General features: G+C 39.7%; 18 protein-coding genes. 11 read left to right on the plus strand and 7 right to left on the minus strand.

The annotated features are described in order from the left end of the window. Nucleotides 1–21: 21 nt before the first annotated feature. The 4 genes from rsmI to ACWIUO_RS02170 all read left to right on the plus strand — a co-directional run bounded on the left by rsmI (nt 22) and on the right by ACWIUO_RS02170 (nt 4,306). Complete coding sequence (rsmI, locus tag ACWIUO_RS02155) at nt 22–951, plus strand: 16S rRNA (cytidine(1402)-2'-O)-methyltransferase (protein ID WP_454176302.1); 930 nt, start codon at nt 22–24, stop codon at nt 949–951. Between the two features lie 297 nt (nt 952–1,248). Continuing rightward, nucleotides 1,249–1,968 carry a 23S rRNA (guanosine(2251)-2'-O)-methyltransferase RlmB gene (gene rlmB / locus ACWIUO_RS02160; RefSeq protein ID WP_454176396.1) on the plus strand — a complete coding sequence of 240 codons (720 nt, stop codon included), beginning with the start codon at nt 1,249–1,251 and terminating at the stop codon, nt 1,966–1,968. A gap of 11 nt (nt 1,969–1,979) precedes the next feature. Beyond that, the gene (locus ACWIUO_RS02165; RefSeq protein ID WP_454176303.1) at nt 1,980–3,326 is read left to right on the plus strand and encodes a hypothetical protein; all 1,347 of its coding nucleotides are present in this window, start codon (nt 1,980–1,982) and stop codon (nt 3,324–3,326) included. A 161-nt stretch (nt 3,327–3,487) separates the two neighbouring features. After that, nucleotides 3,488–4,306: a hypothetical protein gene (locus ACWIUO_RS02170; RefSeq protein WP_454176304.1), complete on the plus strand. Its 819-nt coding sequence runs from the start codon at nt 3,488–3,490 to the stop codon at nt 4,304–4,306. A gap of 41 nt (nt 4,307–4,347) precedes the next feature. Here the strand turns inward: ACWIUO_RS02170 and ACWIUO_RS02175 are convergent, their stop codons facing one another. From ACWIUO_RS02175 to ACWIUO_RS02190, 4 genes are all read right to left on the minus strand, one after another. Further along, nucleotides 4,348–5,673, minus strand: coding sequence for a ComEC/Rec2 family competence protein (locus ACWIUO_RS02175; RefSeq protein WP_454176305.1), 1,326 nt, complete (start codon nt 5,671–5,673; stop codon nt 4,348–4,350). A 55-nt stretch (nt 5,674–5,728) separates the two neighbouring features. Next, a complete protein-coding gene (locus ACWIUO_RS02180; protein WP_454176306.1) occupies nt 5,729–6,637 on the minus strand; it encodes a BspA family leucine-rich repeat surface protein in 909 nt (302 codons plus the stop codon). A gap of 191 nt (nt 6,638–6,828) precedes the next feature. Then, nucleotides 6,829–8,235 carry a homoserine dehydrogenase gene (locus ACWIUO_RS02185; RefSeq protein ID WP_454176307.1) on the minus strand — a complete coding sequence of 469 codons (1,407 nt, stop codon included), beginning with the start codon at nt 8,233–8,235 and terminating at the stop codon, nt 6,829–6,831. Next, nucleotides 8,219–9,214, minus strand: coding sequence for an aspartate carbamoyltransferase catalytic subunit (locus ACWIUO_RS02190; RefSeq protein WP_454176308.1), 996 nt, complete (start codon nt 9,212–9,214; stop codon nt 8,219–8,221). The genes ACWIUO_RS02185 and ACWIUO_RS02190 overlap by 17 nt, the downstream gene beginning before the upstream one ends. A gap of 212 nt (nt 9,215–9,426) precedes the next feature. Between ACWIUO_RS02190 and ACWIUO_RS02195 the strand changes: the two genes are divergently transcribed. The 6 genes from ACWIUO_RS02195 to ACWIUO_RS02220 all read left to right on the plus strand — a co-directional run bounded on the left by ACWIUO_RS02195 (nt 9,427) and on the right by ACWIUO_RS02220 (nt 14,318). Continuing rightward, on the plus strand, nt 9,427–9,975 hold the full coding sequence (locus ACWIUO_RS02195) for a hypothetical protein (protein ID WP_454176309.1): 549 nt from the start codon (nt 9,427–9,429) through the stop codon (nt 9,973–9,975). 26 nt (nt 9,976–10,001) lie between these two features. Further along, nucleotides 10,002–10,766 carry a 23S rRNA (cytidine-2'-O)-methyltransferase TlyA gene (gene tlyA / locus ACWIUO_RS02200; RefSeq protein ID WP_454176310.1) on the plus strand — a complete coding sequence of 255 codons (765 nt, stop codon included), beginning with the start codon at nt 10,002–10,004 and terminating at the stop codon, nt 10,764–10,766. Next, nucleotides 10,735–11,787 carry a riboflavin kinase gene (locus tag ACWIUO_RS02205; RefSeq protein WP_454176311.1) on the plus strand — a complete coding sequence of 351 codons (1,053 nt, stop codon included), beginning with the start codon at nt 10,735–10,737 and terminating at the stop codon, nt 11,785–11,787. Before tlyA ends, ACWIUO_RS02205 begins: the two co-directional genes overlap by 32 nt. Before the next feature lie 124 nt (nt 11,788–11,911). Next, a complete protein-coding gene (locus ACWIUO_RS02210; RefSeq protein ID WP_454176312.1) occupies nt 11,912–12,151 on the plus strand; it encodes a hypothetical protein in 240 nt (79 codons plus the stop codon). After that, nucleotides 12,126–13,235 (plus strand): FkbM family methyltransferase, encoded by a 1,110-nt coding sequence (locus tag ACWIUO_RS02215; RefSeq protein WP_454176313.1) that lies wholly within the window; start codon nt 12,126–12,128, stop codon nt 13,233–13,235. The genes ACWIUO_RS02210 and ACWIUO_RS02215 overlap by 26 nt, the downstream gene beginning before the upstream one ends. Nucleotides 13,236–13,460: 225 nt before the next feature. Further along, a complete protein-coding gene (locus ACWIUO_RS02220) occupies nt 13,461–14,318 on the plus strand; it encodes a cytochrome-c peroxidase (protein ID WP_454176314.1) in 858 nt (285 codons plus the stop codon). Between the two features lie 103 nt (nt 14,319–14,421). On the opposite strand, the gene ACWIUO_RS02225 is transcribed toward ACWIUO_RS02220, so the two are convergent. The 3 genes from ACWIUO_RS02225 to ACWIUO_RS02235 all read right to left on the minus strand — a co-directional run bounded on the left by ACWIUO_RS02225 (nt 14,422) and on the right by ACWIUO_RS02235 (nt 18,405). Beyond that, the gene (locus tag ACWIUO_RS02225; protein ID WP_454176315.1) at nt 14,422–15,141 is read right to left on the minus strand and encodes a YigZ family protein; all 720 of its coding nucleotides are present in this window, start codon (nt 15,139–15,141) and stop codon (nt 14,422–14,424) included. A gap of 36 nt (nt 15,142–15,177) precedes the next feature. Continuing rightward, complete coding sequence (locus ACWIUO_RS02230; RefSeq protein WP_454176316.1) at nt 15,178–17,079, minus strand: menaquinone biosynthesis decarboxylase; 1,902 nt, start codon at nt 17,077–17,079, stop codon at nt 15,178–15,180. 72 nt (nt 17,080–17,151) lie between these two features. Further along, nucleotides 17,152–18,405 carry a glycosyltransferase family 9 protein gene (locus ACWIUO_RS02235; protein WP_454176317.1) on the minus strand — a complete coding sequence of 418 codons (1,254 nt, stop codon included), beginning with the start codon at nt 18,403–18,405 and terminating at the stop codon, nt 17,152–17,154. Between the two features lie 216 nt (nt 18,406–18,621). Between ACWIUO_RS02235 and ACWIUO_RS02240 the strand changes: the two genes are divergently transcribed. Further along, on the plus strand, nt 18,622–22,122 hold the full coding sequence (locus ACWIUO_RS02240; RefSeq protein WP_454176318.1) for an FAD-binding and (Fe-S)-binding domain-containing protein: 3,501 nt from the start codon (nt 18,622–18,624) through the stop codon (nt 22,120–22,122). Nucleotides 22,123–22,128: the final 6 nt, after the last annotated feature.

Genomic DNA, 22,128 nt, shown 5'->3' on the forward strand with positions numbered 1-22,128 from the left:
TTTGACTAAAGCTAGATTTTAGTGCTTAGATTTATCCCCACTCCGTTAGGAAATCTAAAAGACATTACCATTAGGAGTTTGGAGCATTTAGCCACTGCGCAAGTTGTCTTGTGTGAGGATACGCGAGTGGCAAAAAGTCTTTTGAAAAATCTGTTTGAGAGGTTTGAGAGGGATTCTAGCTTGCTTGGTGCGATTTTTTGTGGCGCGCTAGATTCTAGCGATTTTACCCTTACGCTAAACCCCGCGACAAAACGATTTATATCCCTGCATTCTCATAACCAACAAGACTTCATTTCCGCACTTACGGCAGATTTTTTTTCCCAAGAAGTCGTGTATATAAGCGATGCGGGTATGCCTAGTATCTGCGACCCTGGGGCGTTGCTTATCCAATATATGCAAAAGCATAATTTGCCCTATGATGTGCTTGTGGGGGGCTGTGCGCTAAGTGTGGCGTTTTGTTTTAGTGGGTTTGCGTTTCAGGGGTTTGTTTTTGGTGGATTTTTGCCACACAAACCAAAAGAGCGAGCGCATAAACTCCAAGAATGCGCTAACGCGACTACGCCAACGATTTGGTATGAGTCCCCGCATAGAATCTTAGATACGCTAAATGACATAGCTAGGATTTTGCCTAGCACACGAGTGTTTGCGATAAAAGAGATTAGCAAAATCTACCAACGACATTTTTTAGGAAGCGCAGATGAGATTTTGTCTATGCTTAGTGAAAATACTTCAAAGCAAAAATCTACCAAAAATGATGATAAAATCTTGCAGGGCGAATGGGTGGTTATTTTAGAGCCTAGCCAAAATCCAAGCGAGTATCTAAGACTAAGCAAAGAGGACATTATCGCCCTAGAAATCCCCCCCAAAATCAAAGCCAAAATGCTTTCAAACCTCACAGGCAAAGACACCAAAGAAATCTACTCAAATCTAGTGAAAATAACAAAATCTTAAAAAAATCTAAAAAACAAAAGTCAAAAACACAAAAAAACACAAAAAGGAACGCATAAAATGCCAACGACAAATCCCGCGACCATCAACGAAGCTACCCAAAAATCTATCAAAGAGTCTATCAAAGAATCCGCAAAAAAATCCCCCCAAAAAACTATCAAAACAATTATCAAAAAATCTAGCCCATATCTTAATAGCGATGTTGCAAAAAATGATTTTAGCCCCCAAAAAAATAGCCAAACAAAACATCGCCCAAACAATGCTAGCCAAAAAGATTCTAGCCACGATAGAGAATCTCTTATCATTTATGGAAAGCAGATTTTGCTGTTTGCCATCGCCCATCACGCCGATAAAATCGACCAAATCTATCTCTCAAAAGAAGTTGATAAAACAATGTTTGCCAAACTAAAATCTACTCATAAACCTATCATAAAAATCGATAACAAAAAAGCTCAAGCCTTAGCGCGTGGGGGAAATCATCAAGGATTTTTAGCTAGCATTTATCCGCCAAATATTCTTAGCCTAAGACAAATCAAAGCCTTTGATAAAATCATCGTGCTTTGTGGGCTAAATGATATGGGAAATATCGGCTCTATTTTCCGCAGTGGCTATGCTTTGGGGGTAGATGGGATTATATTAGCTGATAGTTTTTTGGACATAGATGATAAAAAAAATGCGGCAAAAAATGCCCAAAAACTATCCACCATTTTGCGCTCTTCAGCTGGTGCGGCACTTAGTATGCCTTTTTGTGTCGTCCCTAGCGCACTTAGCATCATAAATGAGCTAAAAGAGGCTGGGTTTGCTATCTATGGTAGCGGGACAAATGGCGAAAATATCACAAACGCACAAAATCTAGCAAACAACAAATGGGCGTTATTTCTTGGTGGCGAAGCAAGTGGATTATGCGGAAAAATAACAAAAAAATTTGATAAAATTCTAAGCGTAAAAATGCACCGTGATTTTGACTCGCTAAATGTAAGCGTAGCAGCGGGAATTCTTATATCATATTTACTACATTAAAAGGAGTTAGAATGGATAACAATATCCAAAAACTACAACAAATAGGACTTAAAGAGATTTCTAAGCAGACAAGGATTTCAAATTCTCGCTTAAAAGATATTTTTGAGCAAAATTTTTCAAATTTTAAGCGCGTGCATTTGGTGGGATTTTTGCAGATTTTGGAGCGCGAATATAAGCTAGATTTATCAAGCGTGCTGCAAGCCTATGATAATTTCCACGAAAATGGTGGGATACAATATAGCCAATATAGCAATGATAACGCGCAAGAATCAGGGCATAACCCCCAAAATCTTACAAGCACTTCCACCCCACAGACACAGCGACAAACACCCAACTCCACGCAAGAATCTAACACCAAACAAACAAGCCAAAAAGAGCCTAGCATAGACACTTCTTTTGATTTTGGGGTAGGCACTAGCGAGGAAAAATCACAGCAAGAAACACCCAAAAAAGAGATTCCACAAATTGATTTGCGACCTAGCATTGATGAGCCACAAAAAAATGATGACAAAGAAAGCCAAGAAGAAAAATCTAGCAAACTAGAATCTAGCGAGCAAAAAAAGCCAAAATCTCAAAAATCCAAAAAAACAATCCAAAATGAAGTAAGTTTTGATACGCAAAAAAGGCGATATGATAGCATCGACACACGCAAAAAAGAAGCCATTTCTAAGCAGAGATTTTATCTTACGATTGTTTGCACGATTATCGCGGTGCTGATATATCTTATTTACCAAAATCTATCTAGCAAAAATGAGGCAAAAAGCGAGTCAAATTATGATTTGGGACTACCAGAAGACATCACCAAACCAAGCTATGATGAGCAATCCCAAAGCCAACAAGGCGAAATGATACAAAGCGAGGGAATGCAAGAAATAAAAGATGAAAACCAAAGCGATGCGCAATCTAGCGAGCAAAATATAGAATCTAGCACGCAAGATAGCAATGCTAAACAAAATCTTGCAAATGAAATATCTACGCAAAGTCAGCTTCAGTCTTTGCAACCCACGCAATCCGCACAGCCTGTGCAATCTATTACAAACGCGCAATCCCAAGCCCCACAAATCGCAGGCAAAATGGTAATCAAGGCTGAAAATATGCTATGGTTTGATATTGTGGATTTGGATACTAATAGACGCAAATATCAGGGCGTTACGAGCGATACTTATTCGATTGACAAAGATGATAATCACAAATGGCTACTTGCATTTGGGCATAGCAATTTTAGCCTAAGTATGAATGGCGCGGTAGTCGAAGTCCCAAGACTTGATATTCCGCTGTATTTTATCTATGAGCCCGGAAGTGGATTTAGGCGCGTGGATAATGTAACTTATAAACGGCTATCTGACCAAGCAAGATAGATTTTGGCAAATAGATTTTTACAGATTTCACGGCATTTTTAGCCCAAAACTACCAAAAACCTAGCAGAATCTTATGTTATGTTTTATAAGATTCTGCTTTTTAGATTTGGCAAATGCCAACAAGCATTAAAACACTACAAAATACTTCGCAAAGGCAAAAGATGAAAAAGATTTTATGCTGTTTTTTACTCTCTCTAAGCGTAGCTCTAGCTGACATAGTCGATGACAAAGTCCAAGAAATCATAGGCGAGCAATCCTACAACCAAAACAAAAACTTCATAAACAAAATATTCCAAAACAAAGCCCGCTTTATCATCTCTGGCGCAGGGAGTGAGCGCGTAAATATCGCACTACTACTAAAAGAGCTAAAAGATAATGGGCTTTTGCAGTTAAAATTCCCCACGCCTTTGGAGCTAAGGGCTAGGTTTGTCTCTGAGACTTCGCCTGTGCTACTAAGCTACACGCTAAATAATGTTTTATCCTCCATCGGCTATTCATTTTTCATCACTTCCAAATCCGCTAAAGCAAAAAATATGTCTATGATAGAATTTTCGCTTATCACCGAGCACGCGCTAGACCCTATGATTTTGATAGGCGAGCTACAAAGAAGAGGATTTCGCTTAAATGAAATCAAAAGGCTATCAACAAATGAGTGGGAATACCACATAGCCGCGACAAATCCACAGCTTTTTAATGCAAAGCCCATAAGCGTGGGAAATACCCTTAGCCTGCGCGAAGTAAGCGGGCAGTATTGGTTAAACACCATTTCAAAAGGCACGCTTATCATCAACGCCAATGGTAGGTGGATTCCCCGCGTGGTATGCTATGATAAAAATTTAGAGATTATCAACCTTGTAGTTGCTAAAACCCCACAAACAAGGCTAAATCTAAAGATTGACAATAAAACCGCATTTGTGATGATAACCGATGCGCAAAATCCAGCGATGATAAAGCAAATCGACATTGCGTTTTCGTTTTAGATTTTATAGATTTTGTTTTTCTTTCTTTATATGTTGCGGTTTTAAGAGAAAAATCTAAACAGCAAATATCCCCAAAAAATAAGCGCGCTAATAAGAAGCGCGACATAGCATTTTTTAGAAAAAATCGCGCTAAGGCTTAGAGCCACATAGGCAAGTGCGAGTGGCAAAGATAGATAATAATCAATACTTGGAATTTGCAAATTTATCACCATATCTAGCCATTTATCAACTATCCCGCCAAACCCAACGATATGCAAAAAAATCGCCATAGGAAAAAACACCACAAACGCCAAACTAACAGGAATGCTAACAAGCTGATAAGGCGAAAAATATGGGAAAAAATAATGCACTAATGGCGTAATGCTAAAAAACACTGCGACATTAAACGCCCCCCAATACCACAAAACATAAAACTTGCTTTGAAATTTGGGGAAATATTTGACAAACAAAAATATATAAAATACGCCTGCCATTGACAAAATAAAGCCTATATTAAACGCTGCGCTAGGAAAAAACGCCACACAAATGCACCCAACTAATGCTAAAAGTTTGAAATTTAGTATTTCTAAGCCCCAAAAAAGTAGCAAAAATCCCAAACCCCCCATAACAAGCGCACGCAAAAATGACGGAGTAAAATCTAGCAAGACTAAATACGCACACATAAAAAGCAAAATTATCGCACCTAAATCGTATAATTCATTGCGATAGCTAAAAAATCTGCGTTGAGCGAAGCGATAAAAAGGCGCAAAAATGGCAAACAAAAACGCGCTTAACACACCCAAATGAAATCCGCTAATAGCGATGATATGGGCTAGCCCCAAACGATTTGCCACTTCTCGCCATTGTTTATGCAAAGAATCCGCAAAAAAAAGCGCGCCAAAAAGGCTTGCGTGGATTTGGCTTTCGTGCTGATTTGCAAAATATTGTTTTAGCGGTGCGCTAAATTCTTTTTGTGGCATTAGCGAAATGCTAAATGCAATAAAAAAGCAACTTTTAAAATATTCTACAAAGCTACATTGCGTCTTTGTGTTTGGTTTATTGTTTAGCTTGCCATATACGCGGATAAAACGCCCTTGCAAGTCTTTTAGATTTTCTTTGGAAGTGATATAAAAAATATGCCCTTTGGATTCTAGCTTCATCACGGTGTAGGGTTTATCTGGTTTATTTTCTTTTGTTTTTTGGTATTGAAGTAGGACTTGGGCTTGTATCTCTGCGGGGTTATCAAAAGGAAGCGCGCTGTATTTGTGGTATTCATACGCGATTTTTGCTATGCAAAGCACGCTAAGCAAGGCTAGGGCGATACACCATTGTTTTGCGCCATCTAGCAGGGGAATCTTATAGGGGGAAAATCTTGCTTTTTTTGTCATAGACGCGGGCGATGCCTTTTATGCGACAGAATCTAAAAATATTATGTAGCAAAGATTATCTGCGATACCATTTTGGCGGTTTTGATTCTAGCTTTGTGCCTACAAATACCAAATCTTTTTGGATATTTCTGCGGAGTTTATTGCCCCAACTGCTAAGGGGTTTGTTAAATTTTTTGGCATTGTGAAACATTTTTGAAATATTGCGGACTTTTGAGACATTCCAATCGCTAATATCCGCGTTAAAAAACTCATTGCCCTCAAACATTGATTGCATATCTACCACCCTGCTTGTATCCCAATCCTCAATCCCACTAAAATCCTCCCTGCAAGACAAAAACGCCTCATTGCACGCAAACAAATATCCCATATCTGTGATTTTGCTTGTATCGATTTGGCTAAGTTTTATGCTTTGATTTTGCACGAGCGAGACTAGCTCACTATGGGAAGTTGGCTGATATTTTCTAGGCTTTTTTTGCTCTAGTGGGAAAGGGAGCATTTCATCTTCTATGACATCTGCATAGTATGGGCTAAGCCCTTGCGGGAGGGTAAAACTACCCGCTTGAGATAGCGGGTTTAGTAGCATTTCATTTTCTTCATTGGTAGTGGGATTGGCATAAGAGGAAGTGAAAGTAAATTCACGCAAACTAACTTCCTTAGTTTTTGCTTCCCTAGTTTTTGGTTTCCATTGTGCTTTTGCTTTTTTTCTAGGCTTATTTCCTATATGGTCATCTCTAATCTTTTTAAAAGACACTTTTTGTTTATGTTTTGGCTTTTTTGCATCTTGCCTTACAAGTTCATCAAATTTATCAAAATCAAGCCCTGTCATCTTGCCACAGCCACTCATACAAACGGCGACAAAAAAAAGGCAAAAAAGCCAGCACAAAAAAGTCATAGATTTTGTGATAAACGCGGTTTTTGTGGTGCTTGTGTGGTAAGTGTGAGGGGTGTTGTTTATAGCTTGCATTGCTTTCCTTATAAGATTGCGATTTGCTAAAATCTAAAAGCCAAAATCTAGCATAATGCTAAAAATGCTACAAAGATAAAAACCAGCGACAAAAACTGCATTGCTTTGTTTTTTACGCTTTGATTGGAAAAGTATCGCTGATTTGGTGTTGCATTTGCGATAGCGTTTATCATTGTAGCAGAAATTTATGCTTATGCCTCCTCTATTCGTATAATAATAGGCTTAGATAGCACAACTTCTAGGGCTTCTAGCTCGATTATGGCGTTTTTTATAGCTGATTCTGTGGTGGTGTGGGTGGATAGCAAGATTTTGGCTTTTTGGTTTTTGTTGTTTTTTACATTTTGATTGTCAAAATCCGCTTTTGCAAAATCCTCGCCAAAATTCTCACTAAAATCCTCCCCAAAATTCTCGCCATCATCGCTTGGTTTTTGCAAAAAAGTGCTTATAGAAATATGGTTGCGACTTAGCACAGAGGCGATTTTTTCTAGCACGCCATAAGTATCGATGGCTAAAATCCGCACATAATAACTGCTTAAAATCTGCTCTTTTGGGATTATACTAAGGGGTTGAGAAATGTGAAATCCTAGCATATTGCCACGCATATTTTCACGCATATTTTGGCTTGCATTTTCGTCATTTTCTTGCGTGATTTTGCCTCGTGCGATTTGGATTAAATCACTTATCACAGAGCTAGCAGTAGCCTCCCCACCAGCCCCCGCACCATAATACACGCTCTCCCCCACGCTATCGCCCACCACAGATATAGCATTCATCACGCCATCGACTTTTGCTAAAAGCATTTGTGAGTTTAACATCACAGGGTGGATTCTAAGCTCGATTTGCTCTCCGCGCTTTTTGGCTATGCCAAGTAGTTTTATCGTGTAGCCAAACTCGCGCGCAAACTCAATATCCTCTTTTGCTAGATTTTCTATGCCCTCGATTAAAATCTCTTCGGGGCGAGAATCTATCCCATAAGCAAGGCTAGCCAAAATCAAAAGTTTATGCGCTGCATCTGTGCCGTTTATATCAAGCGTGGGGTCTGCTTCGGCATAGCCTAGATTTTGTGCTTGTTTTAGTGCGCGTGCAAAATCCCAGCCTTCATTGCACATTTTGCTTAATATGTAGTTGCTTGTGCCATTTAGGATTCCGCGAATGGCTAAGATATGATTTGCGCTTAGCCCCTCTTTTAATGCTTTTATGATAGGGATTCCACCGCATACGCTTGCTTCAAAGCCGATGGGTGTTTTTGCTAGTTGTTCTAGCTCGTAGCGATGATATGCTAGCATTGCTTTATTTGCCGTTACAAACGCTTTGTGTTGGCTTAGGGCGATTTTTGCGATATTATAGGCATATTCCACCCCGCCCATTAGCTCTACTATGACATCGATTTCGTTATCATATAGGACTTCATCGGCATTATCACTTAGCGGGATTATCGCGTCTTTGTGCTTGGATACATTTTTTACGATTCCTTTTTTGATTATGATTTCTACGCCTGTGCGAGCGGTGATGATGTCTTTGTTTTGTTGCAAGATTTTGGCAACCGCACTGCCGACTACGCCTACGCCTATAAGCCCGATTTTAAGCTGTTTTTGCATTTTTTCCCTTATTGTTTTTGTTTAGGTTATTTCGCTCCAATATAAAAAACTCCATTACTGCCATTCGCACCGCTACGCCATTTCGCACTTGTTGCAAGACTTTGCACCGCGAATCTTTTAACAATTCATCTTCTATGTCAATATTATGATGCACGGGTCCGGGGTGCATTATTACGATGTCTTTATCGCCTACTAGATTTCGCGTTAAGCAAAAATTATGCGCATAGTCTTTTAAAGAGCCATAATTTTGCTTGCTATGTCGCTCTGTCTGCGTGCGCAAAGAGATAATCGCGTCTAAATCTTTTAACGCTTCTTTTAGATTGTGCGTGCTTTTTAAGCGGTGATTTCCTAGAAAATGAGGCGGGGCAATAAGCGTCAAATCCACGCCATATCGGCTCAAAAGTTCGATATTGCTATTTGCTACGCGCGAGGATTTTATATCGCCTACTATGCCGATTTTTTTGCCCTCTAGATTTTCGCCAAAGCATTGTTTTAGCGTTAGCAAATCTAGCAATGCTTGGGTGGGGTGGGCGTGTGCGCCATCGCCACCATTTATGATTGGACAAGATACGGATTTTTTTAGATGCACAGGTGCGCCAGAGTTTTGATGACGGATAATGATTGCATCAGGGCTCATTGCATTTAGATTTGCAGCTGTGTCGCTTATGGTTTCGCCTTTTGTGGTGGAGGAGCGCGAGACATCTAGACGCGTAACCGCTCCGCCTAGATTTTTTATCGCACATTCAAAGCTACTAAGCGTGCGGGTGGAGTTTTCAAAAAAAATCGTAATGATATTTTTGCCAAATAAACTTTGTGTGATTTGCCCCTGTGGCTTGCTATCTTGCTTGCTAGATTCTTGCGCATTTGTCCTTAGGTTAGAATCCAAAAATGGCAAAAATCCCTTTGCCTTTGTCAAAATATGCTCTACTTCATCTTTGCTTAAATCGTTTGTTTGGATAAGGTGTCGTGTGTTTTGCATTGTTGTCCTTAGGGGTTTGGTGCAAGTCTTGCGTGATTTTGGGGTGTTTTTGGTTTTGTTTTGGTTTTGTTTTGTGGGCTGTAAAAATGGATTTGGTTTATTTATTTTGCAAGTGTGGCTATAATTTTAGCTTATTTTTAGCAAATAATAAAATCTAAGGGCATAACAATAAAATCTAAAAGAATCTAACATTGACATTATTAGGAGAATCTATGCGCTTTTTGCTATCTAAAATCCGTGTTTTTTGCTTTTTAAATCCTTTGCTTTTTGCTATGTTTTTGTCGCCTTTTTTGCTTGCTTCTTGCTCGACTTATTTTTTACGCCCCTTTGCCCCGCAAACCCTAGAAGAAAAAAAAATCCAAGCCACAAGAAGTATCCAAATCCTCAAAGACAATCAAGTAGAAATAATGGTGTTTGCGACATTTCTAAACGATATAGAACATTCGTTTTATCCAAATTTAATATATTTTTTTGTAGAGATTACCGATGCAAATCATAAAAAAGTAAATCTAGCTAGATTTTCGTTTGCCATCATCGATAAGCAGGGCGATACGCACGCCCCAAACTACATAAAAGAATTTTCCAAAGACGAATTTGATGAAATCATTACTCCGCTAAATAAATGGTCGCAATGCTACTTGGTGGCGTTTGATAAATCTAGCAAGATTGATGAAAAAAATATTTCTTTGCAAATGAATGTCGATGATGAATCTTACGCGCTAGATTTTAGTTTTCATATTTTGCCTTTTTCGATTATATAAATCGCATAAATGGGAATCTACTAACAATGAGGCTAGATATTGCGCTAGTAAAAAATGGCTATGTCGATAGTAGGCAAAAGGCTAGCGAAGCGATAAAAGCGGGGTTTGTAAGCGTGGATTTTGCTACTATCACAAAGCCAGCATTTGAAGTGGGGCAAGACACAAAAATCTCTCTAAGCGATGATAAAATCTATGTTTCGCGCTCGGCATTAAAACTAAAAGGATTTTTGCAAGATTTGGGTGTAGGTAGTGATTTTGGCAGTGGCAAAAAAGCTATCGATGTAGGGGCGTCTAGAGGCGGATTTAGCGAGGTTTTGCTAGAATTTGGATTTGAGAGGATATTTTGCGTAGATGTGGGGAGCAACCAGCTTCATAGCAAACTAAGGCAAAATCCACGCATACAATGCGTTGAAAACTGTGATATAAGGGATTTTGCAACGCGATATAATGCAAAATCTTGCATAAACGATTCTAGCACGCAATCTAAGCCATTTGACTTGCTAGTATGCGATGTTAGCTTTATTGGGCTAGATAAGATTTTGGATTCACTAGAAAATCTAAGTGATGAAATGATATTGCTATATAAACCGCAATTTGAAGTAGGCAAAGACGCAAGACGCAACAAAAAAGGCGTGCTACTCCAAAGCAAAATCGATGATAAAATACAGCAAAATCTAGCGGCATTTAGCAAAAATCTAGCACAAAAAGGATTTTGTATAATGCGTATCGCAAAATCTCATATTAAAGGAAAAGAGGGAAATGAGGAATTTTTTATCCATACCAAAAAATAATATGATTTCAAGCGTGGCGATTGGGAAATTTGACGGATTGCATTTGGGACACCAAAGCCTTATAAATGCCCTGCTAGATTTTGCGCTAGATTCTAATGATTTAAACGCAAAATCTAGCCAAAAACATTGCGCGATTATCATCATAGATACGCATTTGGGAGAGTTTTTGACTTCGTTGCAAGATAGATTTGAAAAAATAAAAAAAATCGATTCTAGGCTGCAAGCTTTTAGGCTAGATTTAGAATCTGTGCGGGATTTTAGCGGGGCAGAATTTGTAGATTTTTTGCAAAATCTATTGCCAAATTTGGAAAAAATTATTGTCGGCTATGATTTTGCGTTTGGCAAAAATCGCTTATTTGGAGCGGAGGATTTGCGCGAGATATTTCAGCACAGAGACGGCAAAAACCAAAAAAACCAAAGTAAAAAAAGAGAAGTTATCATAATCCCAAAAGTATGTCAAAATGGCATTCCACTGCATTCTAGCGTAGTCAAAGATTTGATAATGCACGGGGATATGCTAGTGGCAAACAAAATGCTAGGGTGGAAATATAAAATAAAAGGCAATATCATAAGCGGGCAGGGCATAGGCAAAAAAGAGATTTTCCCCACGATAAATTTGCAAGTAAATGGCTATATCTTGCCCGCAAATGGCGTGTATGCCACGCGCACAAATGGGCTAGATTCTGTGAGTTTTATAGGGACTAGGCTTAGCACAGATGGGAGGTTTTCTATCGAAACGCATATTTTGGGGGATTTTAAGGATTTTGTAGATTTTGTAGATTTTGTAGATTCTAGCGGTGCTACAAATCCTGCGGATTTTAGTGACATTTTGGAATCTAGTTTTGGGGATTTTAGCGGGGGTGTGGTGGATTTTAGGGATTTTATGGTAAGGGATTTTATGGTGGAGGTAGAGTTTGTCCAAAAGCTAAGGGAAAATCGCCATTTTGACTCGCTATCTCTGCTAAAATCCCAAATCGCACAAGACATCTGCAATGCAAAAGAGGTGCTAAAAAATTTGTAAAAAACTAAAATAATAGATGTTTGATTTTCCATAGGTTTGTGCAAAAATAATCAAAATTTTATGTTATTATTTTTGCTTTTTAAATCCCACCCTAAAAGGACAAATAATGAAAAAAGGACAAACAATGAAAAACACATTCAAACGCACATTTCAACCACTTGAAATCGCGGCAAAAAAGGCACTTGGCATTCGCAAAAAGCGCAAAGGGCAGATTTTTGATTCGCAAGGATTTGCCATCGATTCACGCGAAAAAATCACGCGCTATATTTTCTTTCTCCCGCTTTTTGCAAAGATTCGCACTCTAATGAATGTAAGCGAATTTAACAATAGCCAAATAGTTGGGGGGGGGGGGGAATCACTATAAGCCCAAATCCACACTCTACACGATAAAAACCACTTACAAGATTCTAGGAATCCCGCTATTTTTTAAGACAAAAACCACAATCACAAAATCAAAACAGCAAAGCAACTACTTTGGCAAATCCCCGTTAAAATTTAAACTCCAAAATACACCCGATGATTTTTATATAGCATTTTGGGGTGGAGGTATCGGCAAATATATCTCCACAAGCCCAAATATTGAAAGCGAGATTTTTGCGCTATGTGCGGGATTAAGCGAGGAAAATAAATCTTGGCTACTTCGGCAGATTTACCGCGAAAAGTTTGCCTACGAATCCAAATCTTGGCGCGTGGATAATCTCACAGACGATGAACGCAATGAACTCATAAAAATCTACACGGAGTTTTATCCAAATATTTTCAAACTTGCTGAAAATCTTTACAGCTACGATGGCTATTTTTTCCCTACGAATTTTTGCGAAATCTCTGTAATGTGGCACAAACATAGTTTGCATATTTTAGAGCCACAGACTTTGGAGGTGATGAGACACAAGGATTTTATCGATGTGGGCGCGTGTATCGGCGATAGCGCGGTGCTATTTGAGAGAGAATTTTGCGATAAAAATATTTACACTTTTGAGCCGACAAAGGAAAATTTTAAGCTACTTAAACGCACTTTGGAGCTAAATAATTCAAAGCGCATAATCCCTGTAAATAAGGCTTTGGGTGCTGAAAAAGGCGAGTTAACAATCAATTATCGCCCAGAATGTATCGGTGGCAGTAGCGCGATTTTTGGTGATGATAGCACGATAAGCGAGAGTGCGGAGGTAACGACACTAGATAGTTTTGTGCGCGAGCATAATATAAAAGTAGGATTTATCAAAGTTGATATTGAGGGTTTTGAGATGGAATTTTTGAAAGGTGCAAAAGAAACGATTTGCACTCAAAAACCAGCAATGCTTTTAAGTATTTATCATCAACCAAGCGATTATTTTGGGATAAAGCCACTAATTGAATCGTGGAATTTGGGCTATAAATTTAAGATTCATAAAGGCGTTGATTTATCTTTGACAACCGAAACCGCGCTATTTTGCGAAGTAGTGGAGTAGATTTGTGCGAATCTAATTTTTTGGATTACTGTGATTTGCGGTGCAAATTTAGCCTTTAAATTTTACATATTTTGACACTTCACTTGAGCTTAAATATGACAATTTGTGGAAACCTGTATTTAAATTTCATTTTAATCTCTTTTTTTGCTACAAAAAAATATTTTGTAGCATACAAAATCGCCACCTTACCCAGCGCACAATCCCTATACCAAAGAAAAGCGTGATTTGGGCGAAAGGCTCTTTAACGAGCCAAGACTATCAGCGTCAAATCAAATCGCGTGCGCGTCCTGCCACGATAAAGAGCTAGGGTTTGGCGATGGGAGAAGTGTGAGCTATGGGCATAATAGACAGCTAGGGCGTAGAAACTCGCCAAGCGTGGTGATGAGCGCGTTTGGCAAAGAGAAATTTTGGGACGGGAGGGCGCAGGATTTAGAATCTCAAAGCCTTTTCCCCATAGCCGACCCGCTAGAAATGGCGTATAACGCCGATAAAGCCGCAAAAAAACTCCGCAAAATCAAAGAATATAAAGAACTCTTTAAAATCGCCTTTGGCACGGATAAAATCACAAAAGAACTCCTAGCCAAAGCCCTCGCCACATATCAGCGAAGCCTAATGCCCGCACAAAATCGCTTCGATAGATTCTTAAATGGCAATGGCAAGGGGCTAAACGATGAGGAAGTGTGGGGACTGCACCTCTTTCGCACCAAAGCGCGGTGTATCAACTGCCATAATAGCGTAGCTTTTAGCGATGGGAAGTTTCATAATCTTGGCTTGCATTTCTATGGGCGTGAGAAATACGAGGATTTGGGGCGATATGAGGTAACCAAAAATCCTAGCGATGTGGGGGCGTTTAAAACGCCAAGTTTGCGTGGCGTGGCAAAGAGTGCGCCATATATGCACAACGGGCTTTTCCCGCATTTGCGGGGTGTGCTGTTTGGATATAATTTCGGTATGGCAAAGCCAGAGCCACAAGATGGCAAGACTTATAATCCGCCTTTCCCAAAGAGCGATGAGATTTTGCGTCCGCTTCATTTAAGCGAAGAGGAAATCAACGCATTAGAGGCGTTTTTGAGGGTGTTATAAAAAGGCTTTAAAAATAGGCTTTTAAAAAAATTGCTAGCGTGGATTTTGTTTGTTTTATTGCTTTTTTGTATCGGCAAATAATATGTGAAAATCTAAAATCAAATCACAAAAACAAATGCTTATTTTTCTCCACCCACGCGCTAAATTTTGATACTTCATCTTTAACGCCACGCAAGTTTAGCTCCACGCATTCGCTTAGAAAATCCTCTTTTTCTACGACTAGATTATAGGATTTTATCGTGTATTTTAGCGCGTTTAGCTCGCTATATTTTATGCGCAAAGTTAGTGATATTTCGGGGGCGTAGCTACTGATTGCGTTGCTAGATTTTAGCGTGTTTAGTGCTTCTAGTGTGGCTTTGTGATATGCTTTTAGTAGCCCTCCTACGCCTAGCTTTACCCCGCCAAAATATCGCACGACAATAATCCCAAAATCTACCATCTCCCACCCGCGCAAGACGCTTAGACAAGGCATTCCAGAGCTACCTTTTGGCTCTCCATCATCACTGCTTCGCTCTATGATTTGTCCTAGAGAGTTTATCACGCGATACGCATAGACAAAATGCACGGCTTTTGGGTGGGATTTTCTTAGGCTATTTAGGGCGTTTTGCAGTGGATTTTGTGGATTTTGCATTAGATTTTGGGTGTGGTTTTGCGTGGCATTTTGGCTAGATTTTGTCGTGCCATCATTTGCATTAGCGCAGATTTTCACTCCAAAGCCTAAAAATTTTGAACCTTTGATTTGGATTTCGCTTAAAGCATTTGGGGTAAAATCCACGCAATCAGCGCAAATAGCATTCGCAAAATCGCCACTTATGGTTTGCATTTTTTGACTTTGCTAGATTTTATTTTAGTGGCAAAATCATTGCGATTTTGTTTGGCTAGAAGTGCAAATATGATATTTATGCAACATATTTTCATCGATTTCAAAGCCTTTTTTTCGCAGAGAATCTATCACAGAGCGCGCGCAATCCGTCTCTTTTGGCCACTCTCTTGGGTGGGATTTTGAGCGCGTTTTATCGCACGCATTTACATACGCTATCTCATTATGCACGCAAATATCCCGCCTAGCATCGATATTATTGACTACGCGCCACAAAAGCATATAGCCATTATCTAAGTCATTTTTGGCTTCATCTACAAAGACTACGATTTTTAGATATGGTTTTAGGGTGGCTAGATTTTTGATAGATTCGCTTAAAGGCTTATCCCCGCTAAAATCTATGCTAGATTCTACCCCCACCCCTATTACCGCGATAGGATTGCGCGTATTTGTGCCGTATTGTCGCACAAGTTTTGCGCTAGGCATTATATTTTGTATTTTTGTGCATAGATTTTCATTGTCTAAAATCTCCAAAATTTCCAAATTTTCTCCACTAGATTTTGCTTCGCATTCGCTTATATCTATCCCTAGCTTGCCTCCATAGGCATAATGTGGGCTTGCGTGGTCTAGCACATCGCATACCCCCTCGCTAAAGACTAGAGAATCTAGCCTAAAGTGATTTAGCACAAAATCAAAAATAGCTTTATAATCCTCCAAAGGCGGGGCATCTTCGCCTACAAAAATCGCGTGTTTGACAAAGCTCATCTGCCCCACCCCCCAAAAAGCGTGCATTATTTGGCGAGCGTGTCCGTAATATTGTGGAGCGATTTTTGCCAAGATTAGATTGTGAAATACGCCATTTTCAGGCATATTATAATCAATTAGCCCGCTAGCACTTGTTTGCAAAAGTGGCAAAAACACGCGCTCTGTCAAATAGCCCATATATTTATCCTCTAGCGGTGGTTTGCCTACCACAGTGGCTGGATATATGGGCTTAGATTTCATTGTGATTGCGCTTATCTCTAGCACGGGATAAGGCTCGATAGGCGTATAAAATCCCGTGTGATCCCCAAAAGGTCCCTCTTCTTTTAAGTGCGTAGTATCTACCCAGCCCTCGATGATAATATCTGCATTTGCAGGCACGCTAAGCGGGTTTGTAAGGCATTTGACTACTTTTGGGCGCGTGCGTTTGATAAGCCCATAAAGCATTAGCTCATAGATTCCATTTGGCAGGGGTGCTTGCCCGCACCAAGTATATAGCGCGTCTCCGCCTAGCGCGATAGATACGGGCATTTTTTCGCCTGCTTTTTTGTATTGATTAAAAAAATGCGTAGAATCTTTGTGGATTTGCCAATGCAAGCCTAGCTCGTTTTTGCTATGCACTTGCAAGCGATACATTCCTACATTTTTTTTCTTGCCCGCTAAATCCTGCGTATAAACCTGCCCCATAGTGATAAATGGCGCGGCATCGCCCTCCCAAGTCGTAAGAATCGGCAAAATGCCTAAATCCACATTTTTGCCTAAAAATCTCACTTCTTGTGCGGGGGCGTTTTTGACTAGCTTTGGCAGGGTATAATACAGCCTAGAAAATCGCTTTATCGCGCTAAAAATGCCTTTTATGCCTTTTGGTGGGGATAGATTTAGCAGTTCTTTAATAGTAGTGGCGATGGATTCTGGTTTGGCAGAGGCGATTAGCTCTACGCGCTTAAATGAGCCAAAAATATTGGTTAATACGGGCATAGAAAATGTCTTGCTAGAATTTGCGGGGTTAAGCGTGGATTTTGTCAAATCAATAGGATTTGTAAAAAGCAATGCCTTGCCACCGCCCTCTTTTTTGACTTCCAAATACGATAAATGCGGAATCTCTAAATAAATATCAAGTGGCGTGTCAATGATTGTGATTTCGTTATGTTTTTTAAATAATTCAATAGTTTGTTGCATTATTTTCCTTTTTTTTAGATTTTAGATTTTAGATTTTGAGCGTTTGTGAAAAATGTGCAAAATGCGCATTTGTTATTCTAGATTTTCTTTCACGCATTCAAAGATTTTGGCAGGCGCAATAGAAGCGATTTCAAACTCTTCGCCCTCACTTAGCACAAAAGGATTGCCCAAAAGCACGCGTTTTAGCCTACTCTCTCGCATATTTTTACCACTAGAATCTAGCCTATTTCCTAGTAGCACAATCGCGCAAGGTTGCCAAATCGCCCACGCCAAATGCGTTATCCCCGTATCGCCACCGATGACTATGTCCATATTTTTTAGCACAAATTTTATGCTATTAAAATCAAGTCGTGGCAATTTGATAGCGTTTATGTTTTTGGATTCTAGTAGGGTGGTTAGCGCATCTGCTTTTTTTTCATCATCATTCCACACCACATAAACTGCAATATTTTCATAATGCTTTTGGAGAAGCTGGGCTAGCGTGCAGTATTTGTCAATGGGGTAGGTTTTTTCTTTTATCGAAGCCTCGATGACAAATAAAAATTTTTTAGATTCTAAAATCTCTTTTGGTAGATTTTGCGCTTTTGTTTTTGTATCGTGCGTGTTTGTTTGCGCGCTTTTTTTGAGGGCGATAGATTTTTGGTAGGATAAAAATCTATCGCTAAAATCCACCACTTTTGAAATATCTATCCCAAAGCCCGCCCCACGCAAATCAAGCACTCTTTTAAACCCCCTTAGATTCATCACTGTGTTTTCTAGCTTTTCTATGTTTGTGGTGTTTTGTATTTCTTCCATTCCTTTTTCATACAAATCCTCCCTGCCGATTCTGCGCAAAATATTGCGCACATCTACGCCAAAAGAGCTAAACGCCACCAAAAAATTTCTAACCAAAATATTTGTATGATATGGCACATCTACTTTATGCGTATAAAACACGCTAGCTAGCCCCTCCCTGCACCCTTTTGCGCTAAATCCCACAAACTTTTTGCTTTGCAAACATTTCCCAACGATAGCAGATTTTAGCAAGCCTTGCATATCGATGACTACATCATATTGCCCACAAGAGCGAGCGTATCGCCAGATTTTATAGATTCCAAATGGGGATTTTAGCCATTTTTTGAAAGGCAAAGCATGAAGCGTGCTAATACAAGGCGAATCACGCAAAACCCCACCAAATCGCTCATCTACAAACCAATCAATTTGCAATTTTTCTTTTTTGTCCGCTACCAATAGCCCACCAAGCAACCCCCCAAGCCCGCCCAACACGCTTGCAGATACCACCACATCTCCTAGCGCACTTAGCCGCACAATCGCAATTTTGCTCATACTCCGCCCTTTTTGATTATTTTTGTTATTTTATGTTTATTTGATTAAATCTAAAACCCCGACTTTTATTGCCCTAAATTATAGCCAAACTACTTTTTCCAAACCGCATTTTGTCAAAAATTTTTTATAAATATTATGCCTTATCATTATTTAAGCATTTTTGAGATAAAATAGCGTCATTGTATTTGGAATTAGATTTTAACAACGGAGCGAGAAATGAGCAACCTAGCACAACTACAAAATCCACCATCATCGCAAACATCGCAAATAGCGCAAAAGGCGCAAAAAACGCGAAACATAAATTCGTTTTTAGATTTTGTGCGAAGCGGGGGTAAATCTAGCAAGGGTAAATTTAGTAAGGTAGATTCTATCAAGCTAGATTCTACATATTTGGATTTCAAAAATGAAGCAAAGGAATTTTTAGGGGAGCGAATCTTTAGCGATTATGCGCGTAGATTTGCCTATGGAATCGATGCTTCCTGCTATCGCTATATCCCAAAACTTGTAATATGGGCAAAAAATGAGCGCGAGATAAAGCGACTATTTGCCCTAAGCCAAAAATATAATATCCCTCTTAGCTTTCGTGCTAGCGGGACTTCTCTAAGCGGGCAGGCGTGTAGCGATAGCGTGCTAGTGGTGGCAAATGAGTTTTGGAAAAATATAGCAATAAAATTTGATGAGGAAAAATCTAATGCAAAATCTAGCACAAAATCTAGCGTAAAATCTAAGGCAGATTCTAAGATAGATTCTAAGGAAGCTAGCCCAAATGCTACGCACAAAATCCCAACAAAAATCCCAACTTCAATCATCTGTGAATGTGGCGTAATCGGCGCAGATGCCAACGCAGCCCTAAAACCTTATAAACGCAAAATAGGACCAGACCCAGCCACGATAAATAACGCCCTAATCGGTGGGATTTTCTCTAATAATTCTAGCGGAATGTGCTGCGGGGTAAAGCAAAATAGCTACCAAACGATAAAATCTATCCGTGTGATTTTGGGGGATTTACACCCAAAACAAAATCAAAGCCAAAAACAAAATCAAAATAGCGACACAAAAAACGCGATACATAGAAACAAATCCATTGTCCTAGATACTAGCGATTACGCAAAAGAGGACGAAAATCTAGCCCATTTTGTCGCTAACTATCCTCACATCGTCCAATCACTGCTTGATTTGCGAGATGAGATTTTGGCTGATAGAGAGCTTTGCGCGATGATAAAGCGCAAATTTGCTATCAAAAACACCACAGGCTACGCCCTAAACGCATTAGTAGATTTTAGCGAGATAAAAGACATACTAAACCATATCTTTATCGGCGCAGAAGGCACGCTAGGCTTTGTCTCACGCGTAGAATATGAATGTGTGCAAGACTACGCTCACAAGGCTTGCGCGTTGCTTTTTTATGAAAATCTAGCCCTTGCAAGCGAGGCTGTAAAGATTTTGGCAAAAAATGATAATATCGTAAGTGCGGCTGAAATAATGGACTATGCCTGCCTAATGAGTGCGGCTAGCTTGGAGGGAATGCCTAGCGAAGTGGCAAAAGTAAAAGAGGGGAATTGTGCGATTTTGGTGCAACTAGAAGAGGATTCTTTGGAAACATTGCAAGATAATATTGCCATCATACAAAACGCGCTAAATCCCATAAAAAGCCTTTTTGGCGTGCGTTTTAGCTTTGAAAAAAAAGAGCAAGAATCGTGGTGGAAGATACGAAAAGCCCTGCTACCTCTCTCTGCCTCATCGCGCCCGAGTGGAGCGACTGTCATCACAGAGGATATTTGCTTTGAGATAGAGCATTTTGCATTAGGCATACAAAACATACAAAATCTTTTTTCGCAATACAAATATGAGGGAATCATATTTGGGCACGCTTTGAGTGGAAATGTGCATTTTATCATTACCCCGCTACTAAAAAACAAGGCTGAAATCACCAAATTTGGCTCTTTTATGGAGGATTTGGCAAAAATGGTGGCAAATCTACAAGGTAGCATAAAAGCAGAGCACGGCACGGGGCGAATGGTTGCGCCATTTGTCGAGCTAGAATGGGGAGAAAAAGCCTACAAAATCAACCAAAAAATAAAGCAAATATTTGATAGTCGCAATCTAATAAACCCCGATGTCATCATCACAAATGACAAAAATATCCACCTAAAAAACCTAAAACCCGCAAGCGAGAATGTGCTAGAGGATTATTTAGATGCGTGTATGGAATGTGGATTTTGCGAGAAAATCTGCCCTAGCAAGCATTTAAGCCTAACTCCACGCCAAAGAATCGCGCTATATAGAGAAATCAAACGGCTAAAATTTATGCGCAAAAAAAGCGCGAACCAAAAACGCGAATACAAAGAGCTAAAAAATGCCTATAAATATTTAGGGGAGCAAACTTGCGCAACTTGCTCAATGTGTGCGACACTATGCCCGCTAGAAATCGACACGGCAAAAATCGCGCTAAAACTAAGCGCGAAACGAGCGAAAAAAGAGGGTGGATTTTTGGGATTTATCGCACAAAATCTAAGCAAAAATATCGCCCTTATGACAAGCCTAGCACGGAATCTAACGAGTTTTAGCAACGCATTGCAAGATATATTTGGCAGAAAAAATATGCACGCTTTGACACGCGCCCTGCATAGCGTGATAGGCACGCCACTGCTTCCACAAACTATGCCAAAATCAAATGAAAAAACGCAGTTTTTAAGCACAACGGAGACGATGAGAGATAAAAATCTAAAAGGCGAAGTGGTGTATTTTACTTCTTGCTTAAATCGCATATTTGCACCAAAAACGCCAAAAGATTTTGCAAAAACCTTTGACAAAGAAATGGCAAAATCGCTAGATAGACCATTGCAAGAGGTTTTTGAAAGCCTGTGCAAAAAGGCTGGCTTTGGGCTAGTGTATCCCAAAAATATACAAAATCTTTGCTGTGGCAAGGCGTATAAAAATCACAAAAAAGAGGGAAAAAAGCTAGCAAAAAAGGCGTATATCGCGCTAAAAGAGGCAAGCCAAAATGGCAAAATCCCAATCGTGTGCGACCACTCTGCTTGCTCACTAGAAATGCTAAAACAAATCAAAGATTTTGAAGCGCAAGAAAATCTAGGCAAGATAAATTTTGGAGAGCCAAACGCGCTTAGATTTTATGATTTGCCTGCGTTTGTGAATGAAGTTTTGTTGCCACATTTAGAGATTGTCCCTTATGAAATCTACCTAGATAATAAGCGCGAAAATAGCAATGCAAGTGAGAATAATGCCCAAACAAACACAGCGCAAACAAATGCGCAGGAAAAATGCGAAAAAGTCGCAATCTATGCACCCTGTGGGAGTAGAAATCTAAGCGTAAAATCTCATAAATGGGAAGAGAGTATTTTTTCTCTTGCAAATGCGTGCGGGGCAAACATAGCGCAGGATTTGCAGGTAAAATGCTGTGGCTTTGCGGGCAACAAGGGTTTTATCACGCCTAGTTTGAATGAAAGCGCGTTAAAATATTTTGGTGCAAATTATCTAAAAGATTTTGCGCAAGATTTTAGCAGGGATTGTGATGATTTGTATAGCGGGTGTGCTAGTGGCTTGCCACAACCGCGACAACATTACCAAAAAGATTCTATATTTGGCGGGGTAAAAATCGGCTTTAGTAGCTCTAGCACTTGTGAAATCGGGCTAGCCAAAAAAAGTGGCTTTGAGTGGCGACATATCATTTACCTTGTGGATATTTGCGCGAAATAATGCGCA

The organism is Helicobacter sp. T3_23-1056, from assembly GCF_053654535.1.